This is a genomic window from Citrifermentans bremense R1 (genome assembly GCF_000426865.1).
Lineage (GTDB): Bacteria > Desulfobacterota > Desulfuromonadia > Geobacterales > Geobacteraceae > Geomonas > Geomonas bremensis.
In genome coordinates this window covers 45735-65906 of sequence record NZ_AUGE01000024.1, presented here as the reverse complement: position 1 = coordinate 65906, position 20172 = coordinate 45735, and the positions used below count along the sequence as shown (strand labels likewise).

The following is a 20172-nucleotide window of genomic DNA, read 5'->3' as shown; positions in this document are numbered from 1 at the left end:
GCCGGCTCGTTTATTCGGTTGCAAAGAACTGTTTGCTGCGGAGTCCAGCTTTATAGCAAAGCGATCTTCGAGCGTCAACATCTTATTGAATAATTTCCTCTAACACACCAGACAACAGGATCCCGACACCAGTAAATGCGAAGAGCAGGTCGGGGACAATGCAGCGCCAGTAAGTATGAGGAGGAAGGCAATACAGGTTGCAAGCAAGTTTGTGACTTGCAGACAGGAACAGGGGGAGATAATAATCGCGAGAAAATACCTTGTCAATCAGAAAAAAGCGTAACTCCGTTCGCCACCGCCAAAAAGTCGCTGCACGCAGTTACGCTTTCCATAGCCGCCGATGCTCTGCGGGCACGTTATCCTTTAGTATAAAGAACCGCTACCGCGCGGGCCCGGACCTCGCCTACCGACACATAACCATGAGGTTCCGAGGATTCATAGTAGATGCTATCGCCTGCGTATAGCTTCATCACTTCGTCGGCATAATGGAATTCCAGTTCCCCGTCCAACAGGTAAACGAACTCGACCCCTTCGTGGCTGTAGAAAAGAGAATTGTCCCAGGCGCGCTGCTCGAACTCGATCAGGAACGGCTCAACCTTCTTTTGCCGCATCCCGGGGGCCAACGGCTTATACATATAGCCGTGCTGGATGTTCTCCTTGCCGGGCCGGCGCTGGCTGCCAAGCGGAGACTGCTCCCCGCGGGTCAACATGAATTTCTGACGGTCCCCGGCCTCCTCGAAGAAGTAATGGATCCCGACCTTGAGACCTTTGGCGATCTTCAACAGGGTCGCGATGGGGGGCGTAACCTGGTCGTTCTCTATCTGCGACAGCAGCGGCTTCGAAAGCCCGGTCATGTCGGCAAGTGCCTGGAGCGTAAGCCGCTGTTCCTGGCGCAGGCCACGCACCTTCTCACCCAGCTTCATCTCTCTAATTTCCTGCTTTATCTTCTCTTGCACGACTCCCCCTCCCGGATATGACCCTCATGAATATATATGCAAAACGCCATCACGCGTCAAGGGGTATTTGCAGCCGTCCCTCGCAGCGACCCAAACGGCGGAAGAGGTTGACATCAATCCTTTTTTTGGCTAGCCTTTACACTTCCTGCCCGAGCATTACCCCCAAGGAGCGACAAATGAAAAGCATCAGACTCCTCGCTGTCTGCCTTATCATCTCCACGTTAATGATAGCCTGCAAGAAAAAGGAGCAGGCTTCCTTCTACGAATCCGAGCGCAAGGAGAGCGTCCCGGCCCCGGTCCAGGAGGTCCCCAAGGACATCCTGGTGACGCAACAGGCCTTTACCACGCTGGTCAAGACCGTGACCCCCTCCGTCGTCAACATCTCCACCATCGGAAAGAAAAAGCTGGTCCGCCCCTTCTTCGAGTCGTCACCTTTCTTCGACGAGTTCTTCGGCGAAAGCGCACGCCCGCAGTACCGCAGGGAGCACAGCTTGGGCTCCGGCTTCATCCTGAACAAGGAAGGTTATATCGTCACCAACGACCACGTGGTGCGGGACGCCGAAACCATACAGGTGAAGCTTTCCAACGAAAGCGTCTACAAGGGTAAGGTGATCGGCTCGGACCCGAAGACCGACATCGCGGTGATAAAGATCGACGCCAAAGAGCCGCTGCCGGCAGCAGTCCTCGGGGATTCCAACAAGCTGCAGGTCGGGCAGTGGGCGATTGCCATAGGGAATCCATTCGGCCTCGACCGCACCGTCACAGTGGGCGTTGTTTCGGCAACCGGCAGATCCAACATGGGGATCGAGACCTACGAGGACTTCATTCAGACCGACGCCTCTATCAACCCCGGGAACTCCGGCGGGCCGCTGCTTAACATCTACGGCGAGGTGATCGGAATCAACACAGCCATCGTCGCCGCCGGACAGGGAATCGGCTTCGCCATCCCGGTAAACATGGCGAAGCAGGTCCTGACGCAGTTGATCAGCAAGGGGAACGTGAGCCGCGGCTGGCTAGGCGTCTCGATCCAGTCGGTGACCGAGGAGATGGCGAACTCCTTCGGGCTTTCCAAAGCGTACGGCGCACTGGTGAACGACGTCGTTCCAGGGGGCCCGGCTGCTAAGGCCGGCGTCATGCAGGGGGACGTGATCACGAGCTTTGCCGGGACAGCCGTAAAGGACGTGCGTCAGTTGCAGCGCCTGGTCGGCGAAACGCCCATCGGCAAGAAGGTCCCGGTGGAGCTCTATCGCGACGGCAAGAAGATCAACGTCCAGATAACCACTGCACCTGCCGACAACGCCCAGGCCCAGGCGCAAAGACCTGCCGAGCGGGAAGCGGGGGGCCTGGGGCTCTCGGTCGAGGAACTGGGAGCGGAGACGCGTTCCCGCGGCGTCACCGGCGTGGTGGTGAGCGACCTCGAACCGGGCGGGATCGCGGAAGAAAGCGGCATCCAGCGCGGCGACATCATCGTGTCCGTGAACCAGAGGAAAGTGAGGAATCTGGCCGAGTACCAGAAGGCAATGGCGGACGCCGGCAAACGCGGCGCCGTGGCGCTCCTAGTCCGGAGAGGCTCGGCCAGCATCTACTTCGCCCTAAAATTAAGATAGAAACTTGCGAAAAAACTGCGTATAGTGCGTTGCTGACATTCAGCACCGGGGGGCGATCCAATGAGTCTCATTGAAAATCCAGACCAGGCTAAAAGACTCGCTAGAGCCATCGTTTCGGATGTGGCCCTCTACAACCGCGAAAAGGTGGAGCAGGGGATCAAGGACGACAATATCTTCGAGGTCCTGCACGACCAGCTAGCCGAAGGTCGGGAGCACTTCGTCTCCCGGGTCAGTCCGGAACTCGCGCAATCCAACATATTCGACATAGCCGTGGTCGACGTACTGATCAAGCGGGCAGGGAAGATCGAATCGACCATCTGGTAGGCAAGCAGCACGCATCAAATTTCCCAGTGCATCTATATACCCCGGGCGCGCTTCCTTTAGAAACGCGCCCTCGCTTTTTTTAACGGGAGTCAATACTCCCTGGAGAACCGAACAGGCAATGGAACCGATCGAACTCACCTTCCCCAGCGACTCCGATCCGGAGCGGCTGGACAGCTTCATATCCCGCAACGTACCGGAGCTGACCCGCTCGGCGGCCCTCAGGCTCATAGAGACCGGGTTCGCCACCGTCAACGGCTCGAAGCAAAAACCCGCCTTGAAACTCAAGGGAGGCGAGGTGGTCCAGGTGGTGGTCCCGCCTCCGACGCCAGCCGAGCCCCAGCCTGAGGAGATCCCCATCGAGGTGCTCTACGAGGATGCCGAGCTGGTGGTGGTGAACAAGGGGGCGGGGATGGTGGTGCATCCTGGCGCCGGCAACCCGGAGGGGACGCTGGTGAACGCCCTGCTGGCCCACTGCAAGGACCTCTCCGGCATCGGCGGCGAACTGCGTCCCGGCATCGTGCACCGCATCGACAAGGACACCTCCGGCACCCTGGTCGTCGCCAAGTGCGACCGGGCCCACAACGCCCTCGCCGAACAGTTCAAGGAACACAGCATAAAAAGGGTCTACCTCGCCCTCGTCTACGGCTCGCCCAAAGAGGACAAGGGAAGAATCGAGTCGACCATAGGCCGCCATCCCACCGACCGGAAGAAGATGTCCGCGAAGGCACGCCACGGCAAGCAGGCGGTGACCCACTGGCGGGTGGTGGCCCGCTACCCCGGCATTACCCTGATACGCCTGAGGCTTGAGACCGGCCGCACCCACCAGATCAGGGTGCACATGTCCGAGGCTGGGCATCCGCTTTTGGCGGACGAGGTGTACGGCGGCACGGGAAGACTCTCAGGTGTGCAGGACCCGGTCCTCAAACAGATGATCAAGTCGATGGGACGGCAGGCTCTGCACGCGAAGACGCTCGGTTTCCTGCATCCGGTCTCCGGGAAGTACCTGGAGTTCGACACCGAACTCCCCCCGGACATGGCCGGCATCGTCGCCTACTTGGAAGAGAAAAACCGGGGATAAAACCGGGGCTAGGGACTGGGGGCTAGGAGCTGGAACGCTCCGCCCACTATACTAAATAATAGAGGTGTCACCGATGGAAATGCAAAAAGCAGGAAAGATCCAATACCTGAAACCCGCCCTCGGCGCAGGCGGAGTCGTAGCCGGCTTCACCACCCGCCACGAGGGTGTTTCCCGCCCGCCATACAACTCGCTGAACCTGGGGAGCAACACCCTCGATTCCTCCCACAACGTGGAAGGAAACCGCAGCCTCCTGGCCCGAAGCCTCGGCTCAACCCTGGACCGATTCCTGACCGTGAGTCAGGTGCACGGCACGGACCTCCTGGTGATCGACGCCCCCAACCCGGAACTGTCCCACTTCCTGAAGCTCGAATGCGACGGCATCGTCACCAATCAGCCGGGGATCATGATCGCCATCTGCGTGGCCGACTGCGTGCCGATCCTTCTGCACGACCCGGTGCAGCGCGTAGTGGCCGCCCTGCACGCGGGATGGCAGGGGACGGTGGCCAACATCGTCGGCAAAGGGGTCGAGGCGATGACCACCCTCTTTGGCTGCGACCGCAAAGACATACGCGCCGCCCTCGGCCCGCACATCTCCGGCTGCTGCTACGAGGTGGACCAGCCGGTCCGCGACGCCTTTAAAAAGGCCGGCGCCGCCTGGGATCTGGCGGCCAAGGAGCAGGGAGACGGCAAATGGCTTCTGGACCTGGGAGAGGCGAACCGGCTCTTGCTCAAGGACGCCGGGCTTCGCGCCGACCAGATCCAGTCCAGCGACCTCTGCGTAAGCTGCAACCAGGAACTCTTCTTCTCCTACCGCCGCGACGGGGGGGATACCGGCAGACAGGTCGGGTTCATCATGCTGGAGGCATAGCAATAAGCTGTGGCACTTCCGGTAAGGTTCTGATATAAGACGGCATGGCAGTTAGAATCCGTTAGAGGAGGGCTTCATACAGATGCGGACTTTTTTGAAGCTGGCCCTGTTGGCCGTGGCGATCGGCACCATGTTTGGCTGCGCGCACAACTATTACAACATCCCCCAGGAGACGCTTGAGAAGAAGGTGAAGACCATCGGGGTCGCCCCGATCTTCGTCGATCCCGACTCCGATATCAGACACCCGAGCAAGGACGCCATCGTCTCGCTGGTGCGGACCTACAACGCCAGGAACGAGAAGGAGCTGATCGCCAGGCTGCGCGGGACCGGCATCTTCTACGCGGTGAGACAGGTGGACGGGGACCCGGCGCGGCTCTTCTCCACCCTGGTCTCGAACAAGGAAAAACGGGATGACGCCGGAATCATCTACAACAAGTACTTCATCAAGAAGGACGAGTTGAAGCAGCTCATGACCGACAACGGGCTCGACGCCGTCCTCTTCGTCACGGTGAGCGGGCTCACCAGACAGGGGAAAGTCTTCTCCAGCAACTACCTCTCTTACCTGGACACGGAGTTCAACTACCTCGTCATGACCGCGCAGATGATCGACCGCGAAGGGAACACGGTCTGGGAATACCCCAACTTCAGGCGGGCTTCGCTCTCGTTCCCGCTTTTCTTCCCGCTGCAGTACCCCGATTTCGACGAGGCCGCGGCCAACCTGAGCGAAAAAGTCGACGTGAAGTTCAAGACCGTCGCCGGCGTGAACGCCGCCTTCGCCAAAACCGAGGCTTCTGCCATCGCCAACGCACCTGAGGTTTCCGTCCTCTACGCGCGGCAGTTCGACGAGATGCTCGCGCTCATGAAGACCTACAAGCCGCTCTTCGCCAAGGAGAAGGAGAAGGAAGTCCCCGCCCCGGTAAGCGTTCCCTCCGGCTATGCTCCGGCCAAGGCAGCGGCCCCTGTGGCGGCGCCGGTAGCGCCGCAGCCTGCAGCCGCAACGGCGCCTGCTACTGCTGCACCGGCCGCACCTGCAGCACCCGCGCCACTTAAGAGCGGCCCGGTGCAACTGGCTCCGGGCGAAATCGTCCAGGAGGAGCCGCCGGCGAAGTAAATCCCCCTCCGCCATCCCCCTTCGCCCAAGGCTACTGGGGACAAGGAAAAAGCAAAAAGGCGGCGTCGGGATTTTCTCCCTGCGCCGCCTTTTCATATTGCACCTGCGGGGGAACACCCCCGGTCTCTCACAATTCCTCGTAATCCTCCGGATTCTCGCCCTCTTCCGTCGCCGGTTCCGCCTCTTCCTCGTCGTCATAATCCTCGTCGGTAACCCGCTCCAAAAAGGCCTTGTTGCTTTCGATCAGCCTGCGAACCTCGTTGGCAAGCTCGTCCAGATCGTCGTGCCCAAGCGTCACGCTTCCCCCCCTCTGCGCAGCACAGCCCTCTTGTAGAGCTCCAGGTATTTGTGCACCGAGTGCTGCCACGAATAGTCACTGCTCATGCCCCGGCGCATCAGCTTTTTCCAGGAGACCTTGTCCCTGTAGGCAGTCATGGCCCGGTTCATCGCGTCCCAGAGCGCCTCGGCCGTGTACTCCTCGAAGACGAACCCGTTGGGGGTCTTGTCGTTGTCGAGCGCATCGAAGACGCTGTCGGCGAGCCCTCCGGTCCGCCGCACCACCGGAACCGTCCCGTAGCGCATGGCGATCAGCTGCCCCAGGCCGCAAGGCTCGAAGAAGGAGGGCATCAGGAACATGTCGGCGCCGGCGTAGATCTTGGGCGCCAGGGCGTGGTCGAAGCCGCTGGTGAAGGCGATGTTGCGGGCCCCGGCGGCCTTGATGTCGTTGAATGCCTTGAGGTAGCGCTCCTCGCCGTTACCCAGAAGGACCAGTTGCATCGGGGCCTTGGCCATGAGGGGAAGCAACTCGGCAATCAGGTCGAACCCCTTCTGGGCGACCATGCGCGACACCATGCCGAAAAGCGGGATTTCCGGGGAGCTGGGGAGCCCCACCAGCCTTTGCAGCCCGATCTTGTCCACCATCTTGCCGGAAAGGGAGGCATGGCTGTAGTTCTTCATGATCTCCTTGTCCATGGCGGGGTTCCATTCCTCGTAGTCCAGCCCGTTCAGGATCCCGACCAGGTCGTCCTTGCGGGTCTGCAGCACCCCGTGCAGTCCGCATCCCATCTCCGGGGTCTGGATCTCGCTGCAGTAGGCTTCGGAGACGGTGGTTACCACGTCCGCGCTCAGTATCCCGCCTTTGAGGAGGTTGACCTTGCCGTAGAACTCCAGCCCGTCGATGGTGAAGCACTCCTTGGAAAGCCCCATCGGCTGGAGTTCCTCCTTAGGGAAGAGCCCCTGGTAAGCCAGGTTGTGGATGGTGAAGATGATTCCCGTCCTGGCGAAAAAGGGGTCGTTCTTCCTTTCGTGCTTCAGGTAGTGCGGGATCAGCGCGGTCTGCCAGTCGTGGCAGTGTATGATGTCGGGTCGGAAGTCCATCTTCTTAAGCAGTTCGAGGACGCAGCGGCAGAAGAAGGAGAAACGCTCAGAGTTATCCGGATAGTCGCCGCTCGGAGTCCCGTAAAGCTCCTCGCGGGAGAAGTACTCCTTGTTCTCGATCAGGTAGACCGGTATCTCCCCCAGGGAGGCCTGGCGCAGGAACCCCTTTTTCTCGACGCCGTCAACCATGACCGAGGCGCTCTTGCGCCCCTTGCGCACCGCCATACCGCCGCGCTCCACGACGGAGTAAAAAGGCATCATGATGCGTATGTCATGGCCGAGACTCTTCAGCGTCTTGGGAAGAGCGCTGGCCACGTCGGCCAGCCCGCCGGTCTTGGCAAAAGGAGTGACCTCCGACGCCACAAACAAAATCTTCATGTAAAACCTCTAAGACCTTGATATTATAAGGGATATGTTAGATTAATACATCCATTAGGTAAAGGTTTTTCTGTTAATGATTATAATGAGCCTCGCATCCAAGTTCCGGCCCGGGGGAAACCAGGGGGAGTGCCGCGTCGGCCGGCCAGCGTCCGACCTGGGTCCCGGCGCGGGTGACGCAGAGATAGCAAAGCACCGTCCCTGCCCCTTCGAGCCTCAAGGGAGGCAGGGGCACGCGCGCTCCAGCGCTGCGCCCCATGCAGTAGCGGCCGACGCTGCCGCTGCCATGCCAGGCTCCGTCCTTAAGCACCTGCAACTCCCCCTCCCCCTCGCCCAACTGCATGTCGAGCCGCCACTCGCCCCCGCAGACCAGATGCAGCGAGAGCCTGTCCTCCGGCCTGAACGTCTTTTCCAGTGGCTGTACTCCGTCGATGCGAAAATACAGGTACTCCAGGTCGAAGCCGTAATAGAAGGACTGCAGCAGGTTGTCGGCGGCGTGCATGGCGCCCCCCTGCCGGGTAAGGTCGTAGAGCCCCGCCGAGAGCCACTCGAAGTAGTCGTTCACCACACCAGTTATAGCGGGGGTGACGAGCCCCGCAGGCGCGCGCACGAAACCGGCCGGGCGCTCTTTCTTTATCGGCTGGCGCAGCTCCCCGGGAACCTCCAGGGCCAGCAGATGGTAGACGTTCATCAGGTGGCTGCGAAACAGCAGGTCGAACCTCCCTGCATGCGGGGAGAAGTGATCGTCGCCGTACCACCAGAACCAGTCGCTCCCCTGCGCCGCGTAGAGCGCCATGCACGCCTGCCGGGCGGCCTCATCGCTGCTCTCCCCCCCAGCCAAAAGGGTGGCCATCTCCGGGCTTCCCTGCACCGCCGCGGCACGCGCCTTGGCGATGTAATCCCACCCCAGGTTCTCCTCGGGCTTGCCGATCCAGATGCCGTAGTCGGCGTTGATCCACGAACCAGGGTGGACGTGCTCCAGGACGCGCCGCTCGCCGGTCCGCTGCAGCACCTCCGAAAAGGTGGCGAGTTGCACCCAGGGGGTCCGCACCAGGGCGGCGTAGAGCCGGGAAAGGAAGGGAAAGCCGTTGTCCTGGTAGTATTCCCAGGCGTTTTCGCCGTCGAGAATCACCGGCACCACGCGGGCCTGGCGGCTGCGCTGCCTGACCTCCTTCAGCCGTGCCAGGAAATCTCCCACCGCCCTTTCGGTTTCCCATTGGGAGTAGGTGAAGCCGATCAGGTCCGACAGCCCCTGGTCCCGGAAGAAAAGCGAGATCTCGCGCCCGTCCTTGCTGAAGGTGTACGGGTGGTACAAGCAATCGCGCTCCCGGTCCAGCCCTCCCGGCAGCGTATGGGCCAGCACCCGCTCGTCCGAGGCGGTCCAGGGAAGCCCCGTCTGCGCCATAATGCCCAACACCTCGTCGCTCACCGATCCCTCCGAGGGCCAGATCCCGGTCGGTGGAAAGCCGAAGAGCCTCTCGAAGCTGGCGATCGCGTGCAGCAGCTGGGCCCTCGCGTCCTCAGGGTAGCGGAAGGGGATGCTCGGAAGGTTCGCCTTGGGAAGGGCGACCCGCGCGATCCCCGAATCGCACAAAAGCGGCAGGATCGGGTGGAAGTAGGGGGTGACCGAAAGCTCGACCTTCCCCTCTTGATGCAGCTTCTTGTAAAGGGGTATCACCTGGGAGATCAGCTCGCGCTGCGTCTCCAGGAGAAGCTCCTTGTCTTTCTGGCTGAAGTGGCTCCCCTTGCGGATCAGCTCCTTAAAGACGGGGAAGCGCCTCCTCGCCGCTTCCCCGGTCCAGGCGAGATAAAACCAGACCTGGAGGTCCAGTAGATCTTGGTCGCCAAAGGACGCAAGGCGCGCCGCCGCCGCGCCCGGGGCACCCTCCCCGGCCCGGGCGAAGAGCTCCCGGTAGCGGGGGTAGGGCTCGATCATGCGCGGCCGGTTGGCGGAGAAGAAGTTTTCGAGGAGGAAGAGCCGGTCGCTATCGCCCAGTTCGGCAGGCAAGGGGCGGGCCCGCAGCAGGAAGGGATCCACCGCGTCCCCCCCGGCATAGTCAAGGATCTGCTCCAAAAGCGAGGGGACCAGGTTGAATACCACCTTGGCGCCTTCGACCGCCTCGACTATGGCGGGCATGTCGTAGTAGTCCTTCACCGCATGCAGGTAGGCCCAAGGCAGGACGTACTCCCCCCGGACCGGATCCTTGTAGAAAGGCTGGTGCATGTGCCAGAGAAACGACACGTACAGTGGCTCCGTCATCATCACCCCTTTGCGGCGGAGTGGCGCTTGCGCCCCCGGCCCGCAAGCCACCCTACTGCCCCAGTTCCTTCTTCCAGTTCTCCACCTTCTGCATGTACTGCTCGAGGAGCTTCTCCGCCCGCTTCTGCTCCTTCGCCTCGGCCACCACATGGATCACGGGCTGGTACTGGTCAGGCAGCACCAGCACCCAGTCCTGGCCGAAAGAGACCTTGATGCCGTCGATGAAGCTCGCCTCCTTGTCGAGGCTGTCCTCGCTCATCTTGCGCATGATCCCACCCTTTTTCTCCCAGACGCAGGGGACTTTTCCCTGCAAGAAGGAGCTGCGCGGCACCTCCCTGAGCACGTGGGAGAGCGGGGTGCCGACGGTGATGGAGAGTTCGATGGTCTTGGCGACGGTGAACATGCCGTCGAAGGCGGCCTGGAACTTGGGGAAGGCGAAACGCCCCCCCATCGATCCGGCCATGACCACCTCGGGGGAGATGGCCGCCTCGATCATGGAGCGCTCCATGCTCTTCGTGCGGCGCACCGAGCAGCCGTTTTCCTGCGCCATCTGCTCGATGACCGAGGAGGCCGAGACCGGGACGGCGAGAGCGCCCCTGGCGCCGCTTTTCAGCATGAGCGCGGTCATGAGGCAGAGGAGCTCCTCCGGCGCGTGGATCTTGCCGGTCTCGTCGACGAGCACGATTTCCTCGGCGGTCGGGTCGAGCCAAAAGCCCGCTCTCGCCTCCAGGGTGACCACGATCTTGGCCAATTGCTGCAGGGAGTTAGGCTTCTCGTCCACCGTTTTCGAGCCGCGCTGCTCGTCGAGATAGGTGTTGAGCCCGATCACCTCGCACCCCAGGTCGTTCAGAATCTGAGGCAGGATCTGCCCCGCCGGGGAGTGGTTGAAGTCGATCACCACCTTGGCGCCCGCCCCCCTGATGACCTGCTGGTCCAGGCCGCGGAAAAAACCCTCGCGGTAGAAGTCCATCACCTGCGGGAGTTCCGTAATCCCCCCGGGCTCCATGTAATGGGCGCGCCGGAAATTCTCCTTGTAGAAGATCCGCTCCACGTTCTTCCCCATGGAGGAGGAGAAATCGAGTCCGTCGGCATCCAAAAAGACGATCTCGGTGGTAGCGGGATCGTCTGTAGACTGGCGGAAATGCGCCCCCCCCACCTCGCCGAAGGTGCGCAGCTTGTAGCGCAGGATCGGGAGCGAAACCATCCTGATGTCGCGCACGTTGACCCCGGCCGAGAGGATCCCCCCAAGGAAGCTTCTCTTCAGCATGCGGGAGGAGAGGGTCGCGTCGCGCCCCACGAGGACATGGCTTCCCTTGGGGAGCGAGGTGCCGTAGGCGCAGCCGAGCTTGGCCACGAACTCGGGGGTCAGCTCGATGTTGGTGAGCCCCTTGATCATCTCTCCCTCGAAGAGCGACTTCTTCCAGCGCTCCCCCCAGATCAGGTTCCCGGTGACGGTGGAGCCGGACTCGATCACCTTGCGGGGCCAGATCTTCACGTCCCTTTTTATGTAGCTCTCCTCGCCTATGGAGGTGTCGTCGGCGACTACCCCCCCCTCTTCCATCGTGGTGGACGGGCCGACGCTCACGTTGTTGCAGATGACGCAGTCGGTGATTTTCGCCCCCTTCTTGATGTAGACGTTGTCCCAGATGACGGCTCGGGAGAGCTTGACCCCCGGCTCGACGGTGCAGTTGCGGCCGATCACGCTGTCCTTGATCTGGGAGCCCCCCTTGACCTGGGAGTTGTCCCCGACCACCACGGTCCCCTCGACCACCGTTCCCTCCCCGAGTTTTACGTCGAGCCCCAGGCGCAAGTCCGCTCCCGCCATCTCCCGCCTGGACTCGTCCACCTTGACGCTTACCTTCCCCTTCAATATGTCGTGGTGCGCCTCGCGGTAGGAGTCGGTGTTGCCGATGTCACGCCAGTACCCTTTGACCGGGAAACCGAAGAGCTGGGATTTCTTCTTCAAAAGGAGCGGGAATAGGTCTTGCGAGAAGTCGAAGTTCTCCCCCTCTGGGATGTACTTGAAGATCTCCGGCTCGAGCACGTAGATCCCGGTGTTGATGGTGTCCGAGATCACCTCGCCCCACCCCGGCTTCTCCAGGAACTGGGTGATCCGCTTCTCCTTGTCCGTAATCACCACGCCGAACTGCAGCGGGTCTTTGACGGAGGTGAGCGTGATGGTGGCCAAGGCCTTGCTGCTCTCGTGGAAGTCGATCACCTTCTGCAGGTTGAAATCGGTAAGGAGGTCGCCGCTTATGATCAGGAAGCGCTCGTCCAGGAATTTCTCCGCGCATTTGACCGCCCCCGCCGTCCCCATGTCCTCAAGGGGGGTGACGTAGGTGATCCTCACGCCGAGGTCGGCGCCGTCCCTAAAGAAGTTCTTGATCACGCTGGGCTGGTGGTAGAGCAGCATGACCAGGTCGGTAATCTGGTATTTCTTCAGAAGTTCGACGATGTGGAGCATGATGGGACGGTTCATCAGCGGAACCATCGGCTTGGGGATGTTGCAGGTAAGCGGCTGCATACGGGTACCAAAGCCACCCGCCATAATCACTGCCTTCATAGAAACCCTCCAGAGATAACCGCAAGACATTAAGATTAAGATTTTAAGATTGAGATTGAGATTGAGGTTAAGCGGGAGACCAGCTCACCGTTCAGGTGAAGGCGCCCTTCTGCCTCTTGGCAAGGACCCGGGAGATCTCGTCCTTCAACTCCTGCAGGTCGCTCGACTTAACTACGTAGCCATCGGCAAGCCAGGCCGAAAAGTCGTCCTTGTAGCAGGAAAAGGCGGTGCAGAGGATCACCGGAAGGGTGTGGCGCTCCTTGACGATGCGCTGCAAAAGCTCGATGCCGCTTTCGTTCTTCAGCTTGATATCGATGACAGCCAGGTCGAAATTGTCCGATTCGAGTTTTTCCACCGCTTCCAGCGCCGAGGCGGCGGTCACCACGGCATAACCTTCGTCGCTTAGCTCCTGCGCATATAAAAGCCTGATATTCGCCTCGTCATCTACCACCAGCAGTTTTGCCATGTCAGATATTCTCCTTTTTAGTCAAGAGCCTGATGCTATAGGTATTGCCGCCGCCAGGGCGGCTGAATATGTTTAGGGAATTCCCCTGTCGCTCCAGGATCGACTTGCACAGTGCGAGCCCCACCCCCTCCCCCATCTCCTGGGTCTGGAAGAAGGGGGCGGTGAGCGCCTCCTGGGCAGTCTCGGTTAAAGGCTTGCCGCTGTCGCTGATCCGGAGCAGGACGCCGTCCCCGTCGTTAAGGCTCTCGATGTGGAGCTCACCCCCCTGCTCCATGCAGGCCAGCGCCGTCGCGGTGATGGTCTTCAGGCAGTAGCTGATCTGCTTGTAGTCGATGCGGACCATGGGAAGCTCGGGGCTTAGCTCCTGCCGGCAAACCACCCCAGCCTGCTCCATGACCCCTTCCAGGTCGGACAGCGCCTTGGTCACCAGTTCGTTCAGATCCCAGAAATCGGTGACGGGGAAAAGCGACTCGGAGTAGTCCAGCACCTCGGAAAGGACGTCTTCCAACTGCCGGGTCTCACGCACGATCGATTCGAGGTAGCTCCGCTTCTCGTCGTCCTCGGCGCTTCCTTTCAACAGGGTGCGGGCGAAGCCGCCGATCACCATGAGCGGGTTGCGGATGGAGTGCGCTATGCTGGAGGTGATCTTTCCTACCAGCGCCATCTTCTCCATCTTCACTATCAGTTCCTGCTGCTCGCGCAGCTTCAAGTTTGCCGACTTCTGCTTGGCAACCTCCTCCTGGAGCCGCTCGTAGAGAGAGGCCCGCTCCAGCGCGAAGGCGACCGGAAAGGCGAAGGTCTCCAGGGACTGCATGTCCTGCAGGGTGATCGGCTTTTGCGTGATGCAGTTGTCGGCAATGATGACGCCGATGCGGCGGTTGCGGGAGATGAGAGGCATGACCAGGAAGCAGTCGACCCCGAGTATGCGGGCGAGCCCCCGGTCGAGGTCCGGGTTGTTCAGCGCGTTTTCCACCAGGATGGGCTTTTTCCCCTGCAGGGCGCGGTTGAAGATGTGCCCCTGGTCGGCAAGCGGTACGGTGAGCTGGTTCAGGATATCGTGGAACTTGACCTTTTCCGAGGTGAGCTTGGTCTTTTGGAAGTCGCGGGCCAGTTCCCTCAGGGTGAAGTTGCTGCGGCCGATGTCTTCCCAGGTCCGCCACGCCTCCTCGTAATCCCTGGGGCCGACGCCGAGGTATCCCCGGATATGGCGGCGCTCCTTGTCGGTCATCAGCAGGAAGGCGCGGTTCATGCCGAACCCTTTTCCTGCCGTGATCGCCGTCATGGCGATGGAAAGCACCTCGTCGAGGTCGATGGAGGTCTGCAGCACGATGCCGACCTCGCGCAGGAACTTGATCTCGCGGGTCTTGCTGTTTAAGAAGCTCAGCATCGCTCCCATCTGAGCCTTTTGTTCCTGGAACTCGTTCATGATGAAAGGAAGGACGTCGGAAAGCGGGTAACCGGACCCTTTCATGCGGGCCAGGTCATTTTTGAAACGGGGGCACTCAACGCATTTCTCTACCACCCTGCGGCGGTGCGAGCTGTAGAGATCTTCCTCTCCCTCACCGACATAGGGGCAGTTCTCCGGTTCGATCTCTTCCTTGCTCCAGCAACATTCCCAATCCAAGCTACCTCCAGGAACCGTCTTCATGATCTGGACACCGCGGAAACTGGGAAATTATAGCAGTCTCTTTTGTCATATCAAGAGCATTGTACGCTTTTAAGTAAAAACATTAATTAATATTTTAGATTTAAAAACGGGGGCGCGGCAGCTTCGGATAGCGCCGGAGCGGCGACACCGGGAGGGCCAGCCGAGAGAGAGAATGAAGCGATGTAGAGGGTAAAGCCCCCCAAGCAAAATGAACAAAGGCAGATTAACAAGCGGCATATCTCCCGTGTAGGAAAGCTGCCGTCTGCCGAATCTGCCTTAATCCCCGATTGCTTCCGGGGGCCCCGCATCTAGAATGGGTTTTATTTCCCCGCGATCATCCTCAGTTTTTCCATCTGCATGATGGTCACCTTGTTGCCTTCCATCTCAATCACCCCCTCGTCCTTCATCTTCTTGAAGGTGCGGGAGAGGGTTTCGCTGACGGTGCCCAGGCGGGAGGCTAGCTCCCCCTTGCGCATGTCCAGTTCCAGATAGGTTTTCCCCTGATAGCTGGTGCTCTTTCTGGAGGCGAGTTCCAGAAGGTAGGATGCGAGCCTGGCGGGGGCGTCGGCGAAGGAAAGCTCCTCGATCTGGTGCGCGAAGCGTCGCAACAGCATGGAGAGCGAGGCGATCAGGTTCATCGAGAACCGCGGGTTGCGCTCCAAAAGCCCCATGAACGAGCCCCTGGAGAAGAAGAGTACCTCCCCTCTCTCGACGCCGCGCGCCTCGGCCGGGTACTTGCCGTCACCGAAAAACGCGGCCTCGGCGAAGGTCTCGATGGGGTGCACCATGTGCAGCACCTTCTCCCTGCCTTCCGGGGAGATCTTGCAGAGCTTGAGCGCGCCCGAAGCGAGGAGGTAGAACCCTTCCGCCTTCTCCCCCTCGGTGAACAGCGTCTCGCCCTTGGCGAAGGCTCGACGCACGGCGATGCCGGCTACCTCCGCCACATATTCGTCTTCCAGCCCCGAGAACAGCAGCGCTTTCTTGATGATCTCTTTATTTTCCATCCCCACCTTTTACCCTAAAGCAAAAACAAAGGTCAAGCGACAATCGAATCCCCCTCCCCCTCCTGTCCTTTCTTTACTTCGCCCCCCATCTAAGGTATCATGCCGAACTTCATGAAAAAGACCCTGTACGCTTACATCTTCAAGGAAATCCCCACCCCTTTTCTGGTCGGCATGGTGACCTTCACCTTCGTGCTCCTCATGGGACGCTTTCTCAAGCTCGCCGAGATGGTGGTGGAGAAGGGGGTCCCCTTCGGCGACGTGGTGCGTATGGTGGCCTACCTCCTTCCCCCTTTCTGGCTCTTCACCATCCCCATGGCGCTTTTGCTCGCCATGCTGCTTGCCTTCGGCCGCCTTTCCGGCGACAGCGAAATCACCGCCATGAAGAGTTGCGGCATCAGTCTCTACGGGCTTCTCCCCCCCCCTTTGCTGTTCGCCGCCTGCGCCGCCCTCGCCTGCCTGTGGGTTACCGTTTACGCCGTCCCCTGGGGGAACTCCGGCTTCAAGAAGCTGATGGTGGAGATCGCCCAAAGCAGCGCCGGGATCGCCATCAAGGAGAAGATCTTCAACAACGCCTTTCCCGGCATGGTGGTCTACACGCAATCACTGGACACCAAGGCGCAGACCATGGGGGGAGTGATCGTCCACGACGAGAGGGACCCGCGCACCCCGACCACCATCTTCGCTTCCACCGGCGCCCTGGTATCCGACCCGAAAAACAACTCCATGGAGTTCCAGTTGCGTAACGGCTCCATCCACCGCGCCGAAGAGCAGGGGGGGTACCGGATGGTGCAGTTCCAGGAATACAACCTCCGGGTCGCGCTCGCCGACGGCAGCAACAAGGCGACCAGGAAGGTGAGCGAGATGACACTCCACGAGTTGCTCCACCCTCCCAAGGGAACGCAGCAAAAGGAGATCCTCGCCAGGAACCTCGAATACCACAGCCGCCTGGCACTCCCGTTCTCCTGTTTCGTCTTCACGCTCTTGGCCATACCGCTTGGGATCCAGAACCGGCGCTCGGGGAAGGCTGCCGGGTTTTCTTTGAGCATCGGCGTCATCCTCCTTTACTACGTCACCCTCTCCGCCTTCGATACGCTGGGCGAGCGGGGCACGCTGCCGCCGCTGCTTGCCGGGTGGAGCCCGAACTTGGTCTTCCTCCTGGCTGGGGCCTACCTGTTCAAGAAGACCGCCGACGAGGAGCGTCTCCCCATCTTCTCTCTTTACCCGCGCCTCAAGGAGGCGTTGCGGGGACGCCTTAGCAAGGGGAGAAAGCGATGAACATCCTCACCCGCTACGTCGCCCGGACCTATGTAAAGATGCTCTCGCTCTGCCTCGGCTCCTTCATCGCCATTTACCTGGTGGTGGACTTCATGGAGAAGGTCTCCCGCTTCACGCGCTACGGCGCGAGCTGGAAGCACCTGGCCCTCTTCTTCATCACCAAGATCCCGGAGATGATCATCGATGCGGCGCCCCTTGCCGTCCTGATGGCGACGCTGCTCACCCTCGGGACCCTCTCCCTTACTTCGGAACTCACCGCCATCCGCAGCTGCGGGGTGAGCCTCTTCCGGATCAGCCTCCCTATCCTGGTCATCTCCATCCTCATGAGCCTCGGGGTGCTGGCGATAGGAGAGTTTGTGCTTCCCAAAACCTATGCGCAGCGCACCTACATCCAGGAGGTGCTGATCCAGAAGAAAAGCCCCAGCGCCTTTTTCCGGCAGCAGAACATCTGGTTCAGGGAGGAGGGGACGGTGCTTAGGGCGAGCCTTTTCGAGCCGGCAAGAAACGAGCTGAAAGGGATCACCCTGTGGGAGCTGCAGCCGGGGACCGGGGAGCCGCTCAAGCGCACCGAAGCCGACCTCGCGATCCTAGGAGCTAAGGGATGGGTGTTCCGGGACGCGGTGGTGCGACAGTTCAGGAATGGGGAGGTTAGCGCCACGCAGAAGTACCGGGAGCTGCCGGTAGCGCTCCAGCTGAAGCCCGCCGACTTGAAGACGCTGGGGAAATATTCGGACAGCATGTCCCTTGTGGAGCTGAGCCGCTACTGCAGGAAGCTAAGAGCCAGCGGCTACGACCCCACCAGGTACGTGACCCAGATGCACAGCAGGATCTCCATGCCTTTCGGCTGCGCGGTGATGGCCTTTTTGGGGATCCCGTTCGCGCTGCGCGGCGGAAGGTCGAGCGGCATCGCCTTCGGAGTCGGCCTCTCCATCGGGGTCGGCTTCCTCTACGTCATCGTCAACTCCGTGATCATCTCGGTGGGACAGGTGGGGCTATTGCCGCCGGTGGTGGCGGCTTGGGCGACGAACTTCATCTTCTTCGTGGCGGGTGCGTGGCTGTCGCTGACGATTGACAACTGACAAGCGGGAATCGACAATGTTTGGGTGTAGTTAGATCGACTCAATGGAGGGTCGCATGCTTCGCAAACTGTTTTTCCTACTGCTGGTCCCCTTGCTCCTCCCGATAGTAGCCGCAGCACAGACGCCGGCGCCCAAAAAGCCGGCAGCTGTGACCCTCTTCCCCTTGAGCGTCCTTTCCATCATCCCGGCACAAGGCGAACCCGGCACCGCCGTCACCCTGAACGGCACCGGCTTCACCACGGGGACAGCCGTGTTCCTCGGGACCCGGCAGCTCCCGGCGACGCTGGTGGGAAACCGGCTGCTGACCGTAGAGCTTCCCGACCTCCCCCCCGGCGTCTACGCGCTCTACCTGAAGCGGGAGGACGGCAGCACCAGCAGGGCTTTCAACTTCGCGTTGCAGCCGCAAAAACCGGTCGCGACATCCCTCTCCCCCGACACGGTGACCGCCTGCTCCACCGGCAGGGAGCGCGAGGTAGCGGTAGCCGGCGCCAAATTCCAGCCAGGAGCCCGCGTCTTTTTGGACGGCGCCGCGCTCACCACCCGCTTCATTTCCCCGGCCGCACTCTCCTTCACCGCCCCGGCGGTCGGCGCCGGCCTGCACCAGGTGCAGGTAAAGAACCCTTCCGACGCGGGTTCCGGGGTACTGGCGCTTTTCATCGACGCGAAGCCGGAGATAGCGAGCGTCACCATCGGCCGGGAGTTCGTTAGCGCTTACGAGTTGGTCCTAACGGGGAAGAATTTCCAGCAGAGTTCGGTGCTGGTAGCGGACGGGAAAAGGGTCGGGACGGGAGAGCAGATAGCGACCGAGCGGGAGCGGCTGATTTATCTGGGTTGCAACCAGCTGGTCTACGAGCGCCACCCCTACGACCCGACCCCAAAAGAGATCCGGCTGCAGGTAGTAAATCAAAACGGGGAGGAGAGCGCCCTGTTCACCATCAGCGCCCCCTGACCCCGCACTAGCGCAGCGACTCCTCCAGCACCACGAGATAGCCGTCGGGGTCGAAGCACCAGAGTTCCTTGGTGCCATAGGGCTTTTGCTGCAAGGGGTAGAGGATCTCCAGATCCTCCTCCAGAAGTTCCTGGTAAACGTCCTCTATGTCCGGGACGCTCAGGTGAAGCGTCATGCCGACCCCTTTGGGGAAACCCTCCAGGCGAGCCTCCAGAATCGGGTGCAGTTGCCCGACCGCGTCATCCTCCACGAAGTAGACCTTGCAGCCCTCCAGCGTCAGCACCAGGTGTTCCGGAGCCCCCACAGCGGTAAGCGCCCGGTGCACCGGCAACCCCATGATCCCCGCGTAGAAGGCTTCCGTAGTGCCCAAGTCGGCGACGGAGAGCTGAATGGAAAAGGGGGAAACCACGAAATCTCCTTCAGCCCGGCTGTTTGACGCAGGCGGCACACCGGGCTGCACCTTTTTCTACTCGCCGAACCAGGCGCTGGTGTACCTGCTGATCACTACCAGCGAGTTGGTGAAGATCAGGATACCGACTAGTACCATGAACAGGCCGGTGATGATCTCGAACAGGCGTATGTGCCGTTTGAAACGTTTGAAGAACACCAGGAACTGGTGCAAGGCGAGGGAGGCGAGGAAGAACGGGATGGCGAGCCCCATTGAGTAGGCAAGGAGCAGGCAGACGCCGCGCCCCTCGGTGGCTGCCACTGCCAGGATGGTGGCGAGAATGGGGCCGATGCAGGGGGTCCACCCCGCCGCGAAGACCACTCCGACGACGAAGCTTCCCAGGTAGCCGGCCGGCTTTCTGTGCAGGGTGAGCTTCTTTTCCCCCAGGAGCAGCCCTATGTCGAAGAGCCCCGAAACATGGACGCCGAAGATGACGATCATCGCCCCGCCGATGCGCCTGATGGCCGTCTTGTGCTCCTGCAGGAAATCGCCCAGAAAGCTGGCCGAGGCCCCCAGGATGACGAAGACGCAGGTGAAGCCCGCAATGAAGAGCAGCGAGTGGATAATGGTCTGCTGCCGCACCTTGTGGGAAGGGTGCTCAGCCTGCAGGTCCGCGAAGGAAAGCCCGGTGATGTAGGTGATGTAGGAAGGGATAAGCGGCAAGACGCAAGGGGAGAGAAACGACAACAACCCTGCGACGAAGGCGCCTACTATGCTGATGTTCTGCGCTTGCATGGTTGTACCTCCTCGGTGTTGTAGAACCCGCCCGGCGCCGCCGGTA

Annotated in this window: 18 protein-coding genes; 8 read left to right on the top strand and 10 right to left on the bottom strand. The window is 60.8% G+C overall.

Features of this window, described 5'->3' with window-relative positions; all coding sequences use genetic code 11:
- Window positions 1-356: 356 nt before the first annotated feature.
- Window positions 357-956 (bottom strand): helix-turn-helix domain-containing protein, encoded by a 600-nt coding sequence (locus K419_RS0114275; protein WP_012531820.1) that lies wholly within the window; start codon window positions 954-956, stop codon window positions 357-359.
- A 176-nt stretch (window positions 957-1132) separates the two neighbouring features.
- Between K419_RS0114275 and K419_RS0114270 the strand changes: the two genes are divergently transcribed.
- The 5 genes from K419_RS0114270 to K419_RS0114250 all read left to right on the top strand — a co-directional run bounded on the left by K419_RS0114270 (window position 1133) and on the right by K419_RS0114250 (window position 5944).
- Window positions 1133-2563, top strand: coding sequence for a DegQ family serine endoprotease (locus tag K419_RS0114270; protein WP_026842192.1), 1431 nt, complete (start codon window positions 1133-1135; stop codon window positions 2561-2563).
- Window positions 2564-2623: 60 nt separating this feature from the next.
- Window positions 2624-2887 (top strand): hypothetical protein, encoded by a 264-nt coding sequence (locus tag K419_RS0114265; RefSeq protein ID WP_026842191.1) that lies wholly within the window; start codon window positions 2624-2626, stop codon window positions 2885-2887.
- A 118-nt stretch (window positions 2888-3005) separates the two neighbouring features.
- Window positions 3006-3965 (top strand): RluA family pseudouridine synthase, encoded by a 960-nt coding sequence (locus K419_RS0114260; RefSeq protein WP_026842190.1) that lies wholly within the window; start codon window positions 3006-3008, stop codon window positions 3963-3965.
- Between the two features lie 73 nt (window positions 3966-4038).
- Complete coding sequence (gene pgeF / locus K419_RS0114255) at window positions 4039-4833, top strand: peptidoglycan editing factor PgeF (RefSeq protein WP_012531824.1); 795 nt, start codon at window positions 4039-4041, stop codon at window positions 4831-4833.
- Between the two features lie 82 nt (window positions 4834-4915).
- Window positions 4916-5944, top strand: a complete 1029-nt coding sequence (locus K419_RS0114250) for a hypothetical protein (RefSeq protein WP_026842189.1) — start codon at window positions 4916-4918, stop codon at window positions 5942-5944.
- Between the two features lie 127 nt (window positions 5945-6071).
- Here the strand turns inward: K419_RS0114250 and K419_RS23855 are convergent, their stop codons facing one another.
- From K419_RS23855 to K419_RS0114215, 7 genes are all read right to left on the bottom strand, one after another.
- On the bottom strand, window positions 6072-6242 hold the full coding sequence (locus K419_RS23855; RefSeq protein ID WP_198013116.1) for a hypothetical protein: 171 nt from the start codon (window positions 6240-6242) through the stop codon (window positions 6072-6074).
- Complete coding sequence (gene glgA, locus K419_RS0114240) at window positions 6239-7699, bottom strand: glycogen synthase GlgA (RefSeq protein WP_026842188.1); 1461 nt, start codon at window positions 7697-7699, stop codon at window positions 6239-6241. Before glgA ends, K419_RS23855 begins: the two co-directional genes overlap by 4 nt.
- A gap of 73 nt (window positions 7700-7772) precedes the next feature.
- Window positions 7773-9959 carry a glycoside hydrolase family 57 protein gene (locus tag K419_RS0114235; protein WP_026842187.1) on the bottom strand — a complete coding sequence of 729 codons (2187 nt, stop codon included), beginning with the start codon at window positions 9957-9959 and terminating at the stop codon, window positions 7773-7775.
- Between the two features lie 52 nt (window positions 9960-10011).
- Window positions 10012-12522, bottom strand: a complete 2511-nt coding sequence (locus K419_RS0114230) for a mannose-1-phosphate guanyltransferase (RefSeq protein WP_026842186.1) — start codon at window positions 12520-12522, stop codon at window positions 10012-10014.
- Between the two features lie 91 nt (window positions 12523-12613).
- The gene (locus K419_RS0114225; RefSeq protein WP_026842185.1) at window positions 12614-12988 is read right to left on the bottom strand and encodes a response regulator; all 375 of its coding nucleotides are present in this window, start codon (window positions 12986-12988) and stop codon (window positions 12614-12616) included.
- A gap of 1 nt (window position 12989) precedes the next feature.
- Complete coding sequence (locus tag K419_RS0114220; protein WP_026842184.1) at window positions 12990-14612, bottom strand: GAF domain-containing sensor histidine kinase; 1623 nt, start codon at window positions 14610-14612, stop codon at window positions 12990-12992.
- A gap of 344 nt (window positions 14613-14956) precedes the next feature.
- Window positions 14957-15640: a Crp/Fnr family transcriptional regulator gene (locus K419_RS0114215; RefSeq protein WP_026842183.1), complete on the bottom strand. Its 684-nt coding sequence runs from the start codon at window positions 15638-15640 to the stop codon at window positions 14957-14959.
- A 111-nt stretch (window positions 15641-15751) separates the two neighbouring features.
- Between K419_RS0114215 and lptF the strand changes: the two genes are divergently transcribed.
- From lptF to K419_RS0114200, 3 genes are read left to right on the top strand one after another with little or no spacing between them, the layout of a single operon-like run.
- Entirely contained in the window at window positions 15752-16915 is a 1164-nt protein-coding gene (gene lptF / locus K419_RS0114210; RefSeq protein WP_035497270.1) for an LPS export ABC transporter permease LptF, read from the top strand.
- Window positions 16912-17994, top strand: coding sequence for an LPS export ABC transporter permease LptG (gene lptG / locus K419_RS0114205; protein WP_026842181.1), 1083 nt, complete (start codon window positions 16912-16914; stop codon window positions 17992-17994). Before lptF ends, lptG begins: the two co-directional genes overlap by 4 nt.
- A gap of 55 nt (window positions 17995-18049) precedes the next feature.
- Window positions 18050-18943, top strand: a complete 894-nt coding sequence (locus K419_RS0114200) for an IPT/TIG domain-containing protein (protein ID WP_026842180.1) — start codon at window positions 18050-18052, stop codon at window positions 18941-18943.
- Window positions 18944-18950: 7 nt separating this feature from the next.
- Here K419_RS0114200 and K419_RS0114195 read toward each other — a convergent pair whose 3' ends face one another.
- Complete coding sequence (locus tag K419_RS0114195) at window positions 18951-19352, bottom strand: VOC family protein (protein ID WP_026842179.1); 402 nt, start codon at window positions 19350-19352, stop codon at window positions 18951-18953.
- Between the two features lie 57 nt (window positions 19353-19409).
- Window positions 19410-20126 carry a cytochrome c biogenesis CcdA family protein gene (locus K419_RS0114190; protein ID WP_026842178.1) on the bottom strand — a complete coding sequence of 239 codons (717 nt, stop codon included), beginning with the start codon at window positions 20124-20126 and terminating at the stop codon, window positions 19410-19412.
- Window positions 20127-20172 lie beyond the last annotated feature (46 nt).

What these genes read in the sequence shown, in the direction of transcription:
- K419_RS0114270 (WP_026842192.1), top strand. Translation starts at nt 1,133, where the DNA reads ATGAAAAGCATCAGACTCCTCGCTGTCTGCCTTATCATCTCCACGTTA.
- K419_RS0114265 (WP_026842191.1), top strand. Translation starts at nt 2,624, where the DNA reads ATGAGTCTCATTGAAAATCCAGACCAGGCTAAAAGACTCGCTAGAGCC.
- K419_RS0114260 (WP_026842190.1), top strand. Translation starts at nt 3,006, where the DNA reads ATGGAACCGATCGAACTCACCTTCCCCAGCGACTCCGATCCGGAGCGG.
- pgeF (WP_012531824.1), top strand. Translation starts at nt 4,039, where the DNA reads ATGGAAATGCAAAAAGCAGGAAAGATCCAATACCTGAAACCCGCCCTC.
- K419_RS0114250 (WP_026842189.1), top strand. Translation starts at nt 4,916, where the DNA reads ATGCGGACTTTTTTGAAGCTGGCCCTGTTGGCCGTGGCGATCGGCACC.
- glgA (WP_026842188.1), bottom strand. Translation starts at nt 7,699, where the DNA reads ATGAAGATTTTGTTTGTGGCGTCGGAGGTCACTCCTTTTGCCAAGACC.
- K419_RS0114235 (WP_026842187.1), bottom strand. Translation starts at nt 9,959, where the DNA reads ATGACGGAGCCACTGTACGTGTCGTTTCTCTGGCACATGCACCAGCCT.
- K419_RS0114230 (WP_026842186.1), bottom strand. Translation starts at nt 12,522, where the DNA reads ATGAAGGCAGTGATTATGGCGGGTGGCTTTGGTACCCGTATGCAGCCG.
- K419_RS0114225 (WP_026842185.1), bottom strand. Translation starts at nt 12,988, where the DNA reads ATGGCAAAACTGCTGGTGGTAGATGACGAGGCGAATATCAGGCTTTTA.
- K419_RS0114215 (WP_026842183.1), bottom strand. Translation starts at nt 15,640, where the DNA reads ATGGAAAATAAAGAGATCATCAAGAAAGCGCTGCTGTTCTCGGGGCTG.
- lptF (WP_035497270.1), top strand. Translation starts at nt 15,752, where the DNA reads ATGAAAAAGACCCTGTACGCTTACATCTTCAAGGAAATCCCCACCCCT.
- lptG (WP_026842181.1), top strand. Translation starts at nt 16,912, where the DNA reads ATGAACATCCTCACCCGCTACGTCGCCCGGACCTATGTAAAGATGCTC.
- K419_RS0114200 (WP_026842180.1), top strand. Translation starts at nt 18,050, where the DNA reads ATGCTTCGCAAACTGTTTTTCCTACTGCTGGTCCCCTTGCTCCTCCCG.
- K419_RS0114190 (WP_026842178.1), bottom strand. Translation starts at nt 20,126, where the DNA reads ATGCAAGCGCAGAACATCAGCATAGTAGGCGCCTTCGTCGCAGGGTTG.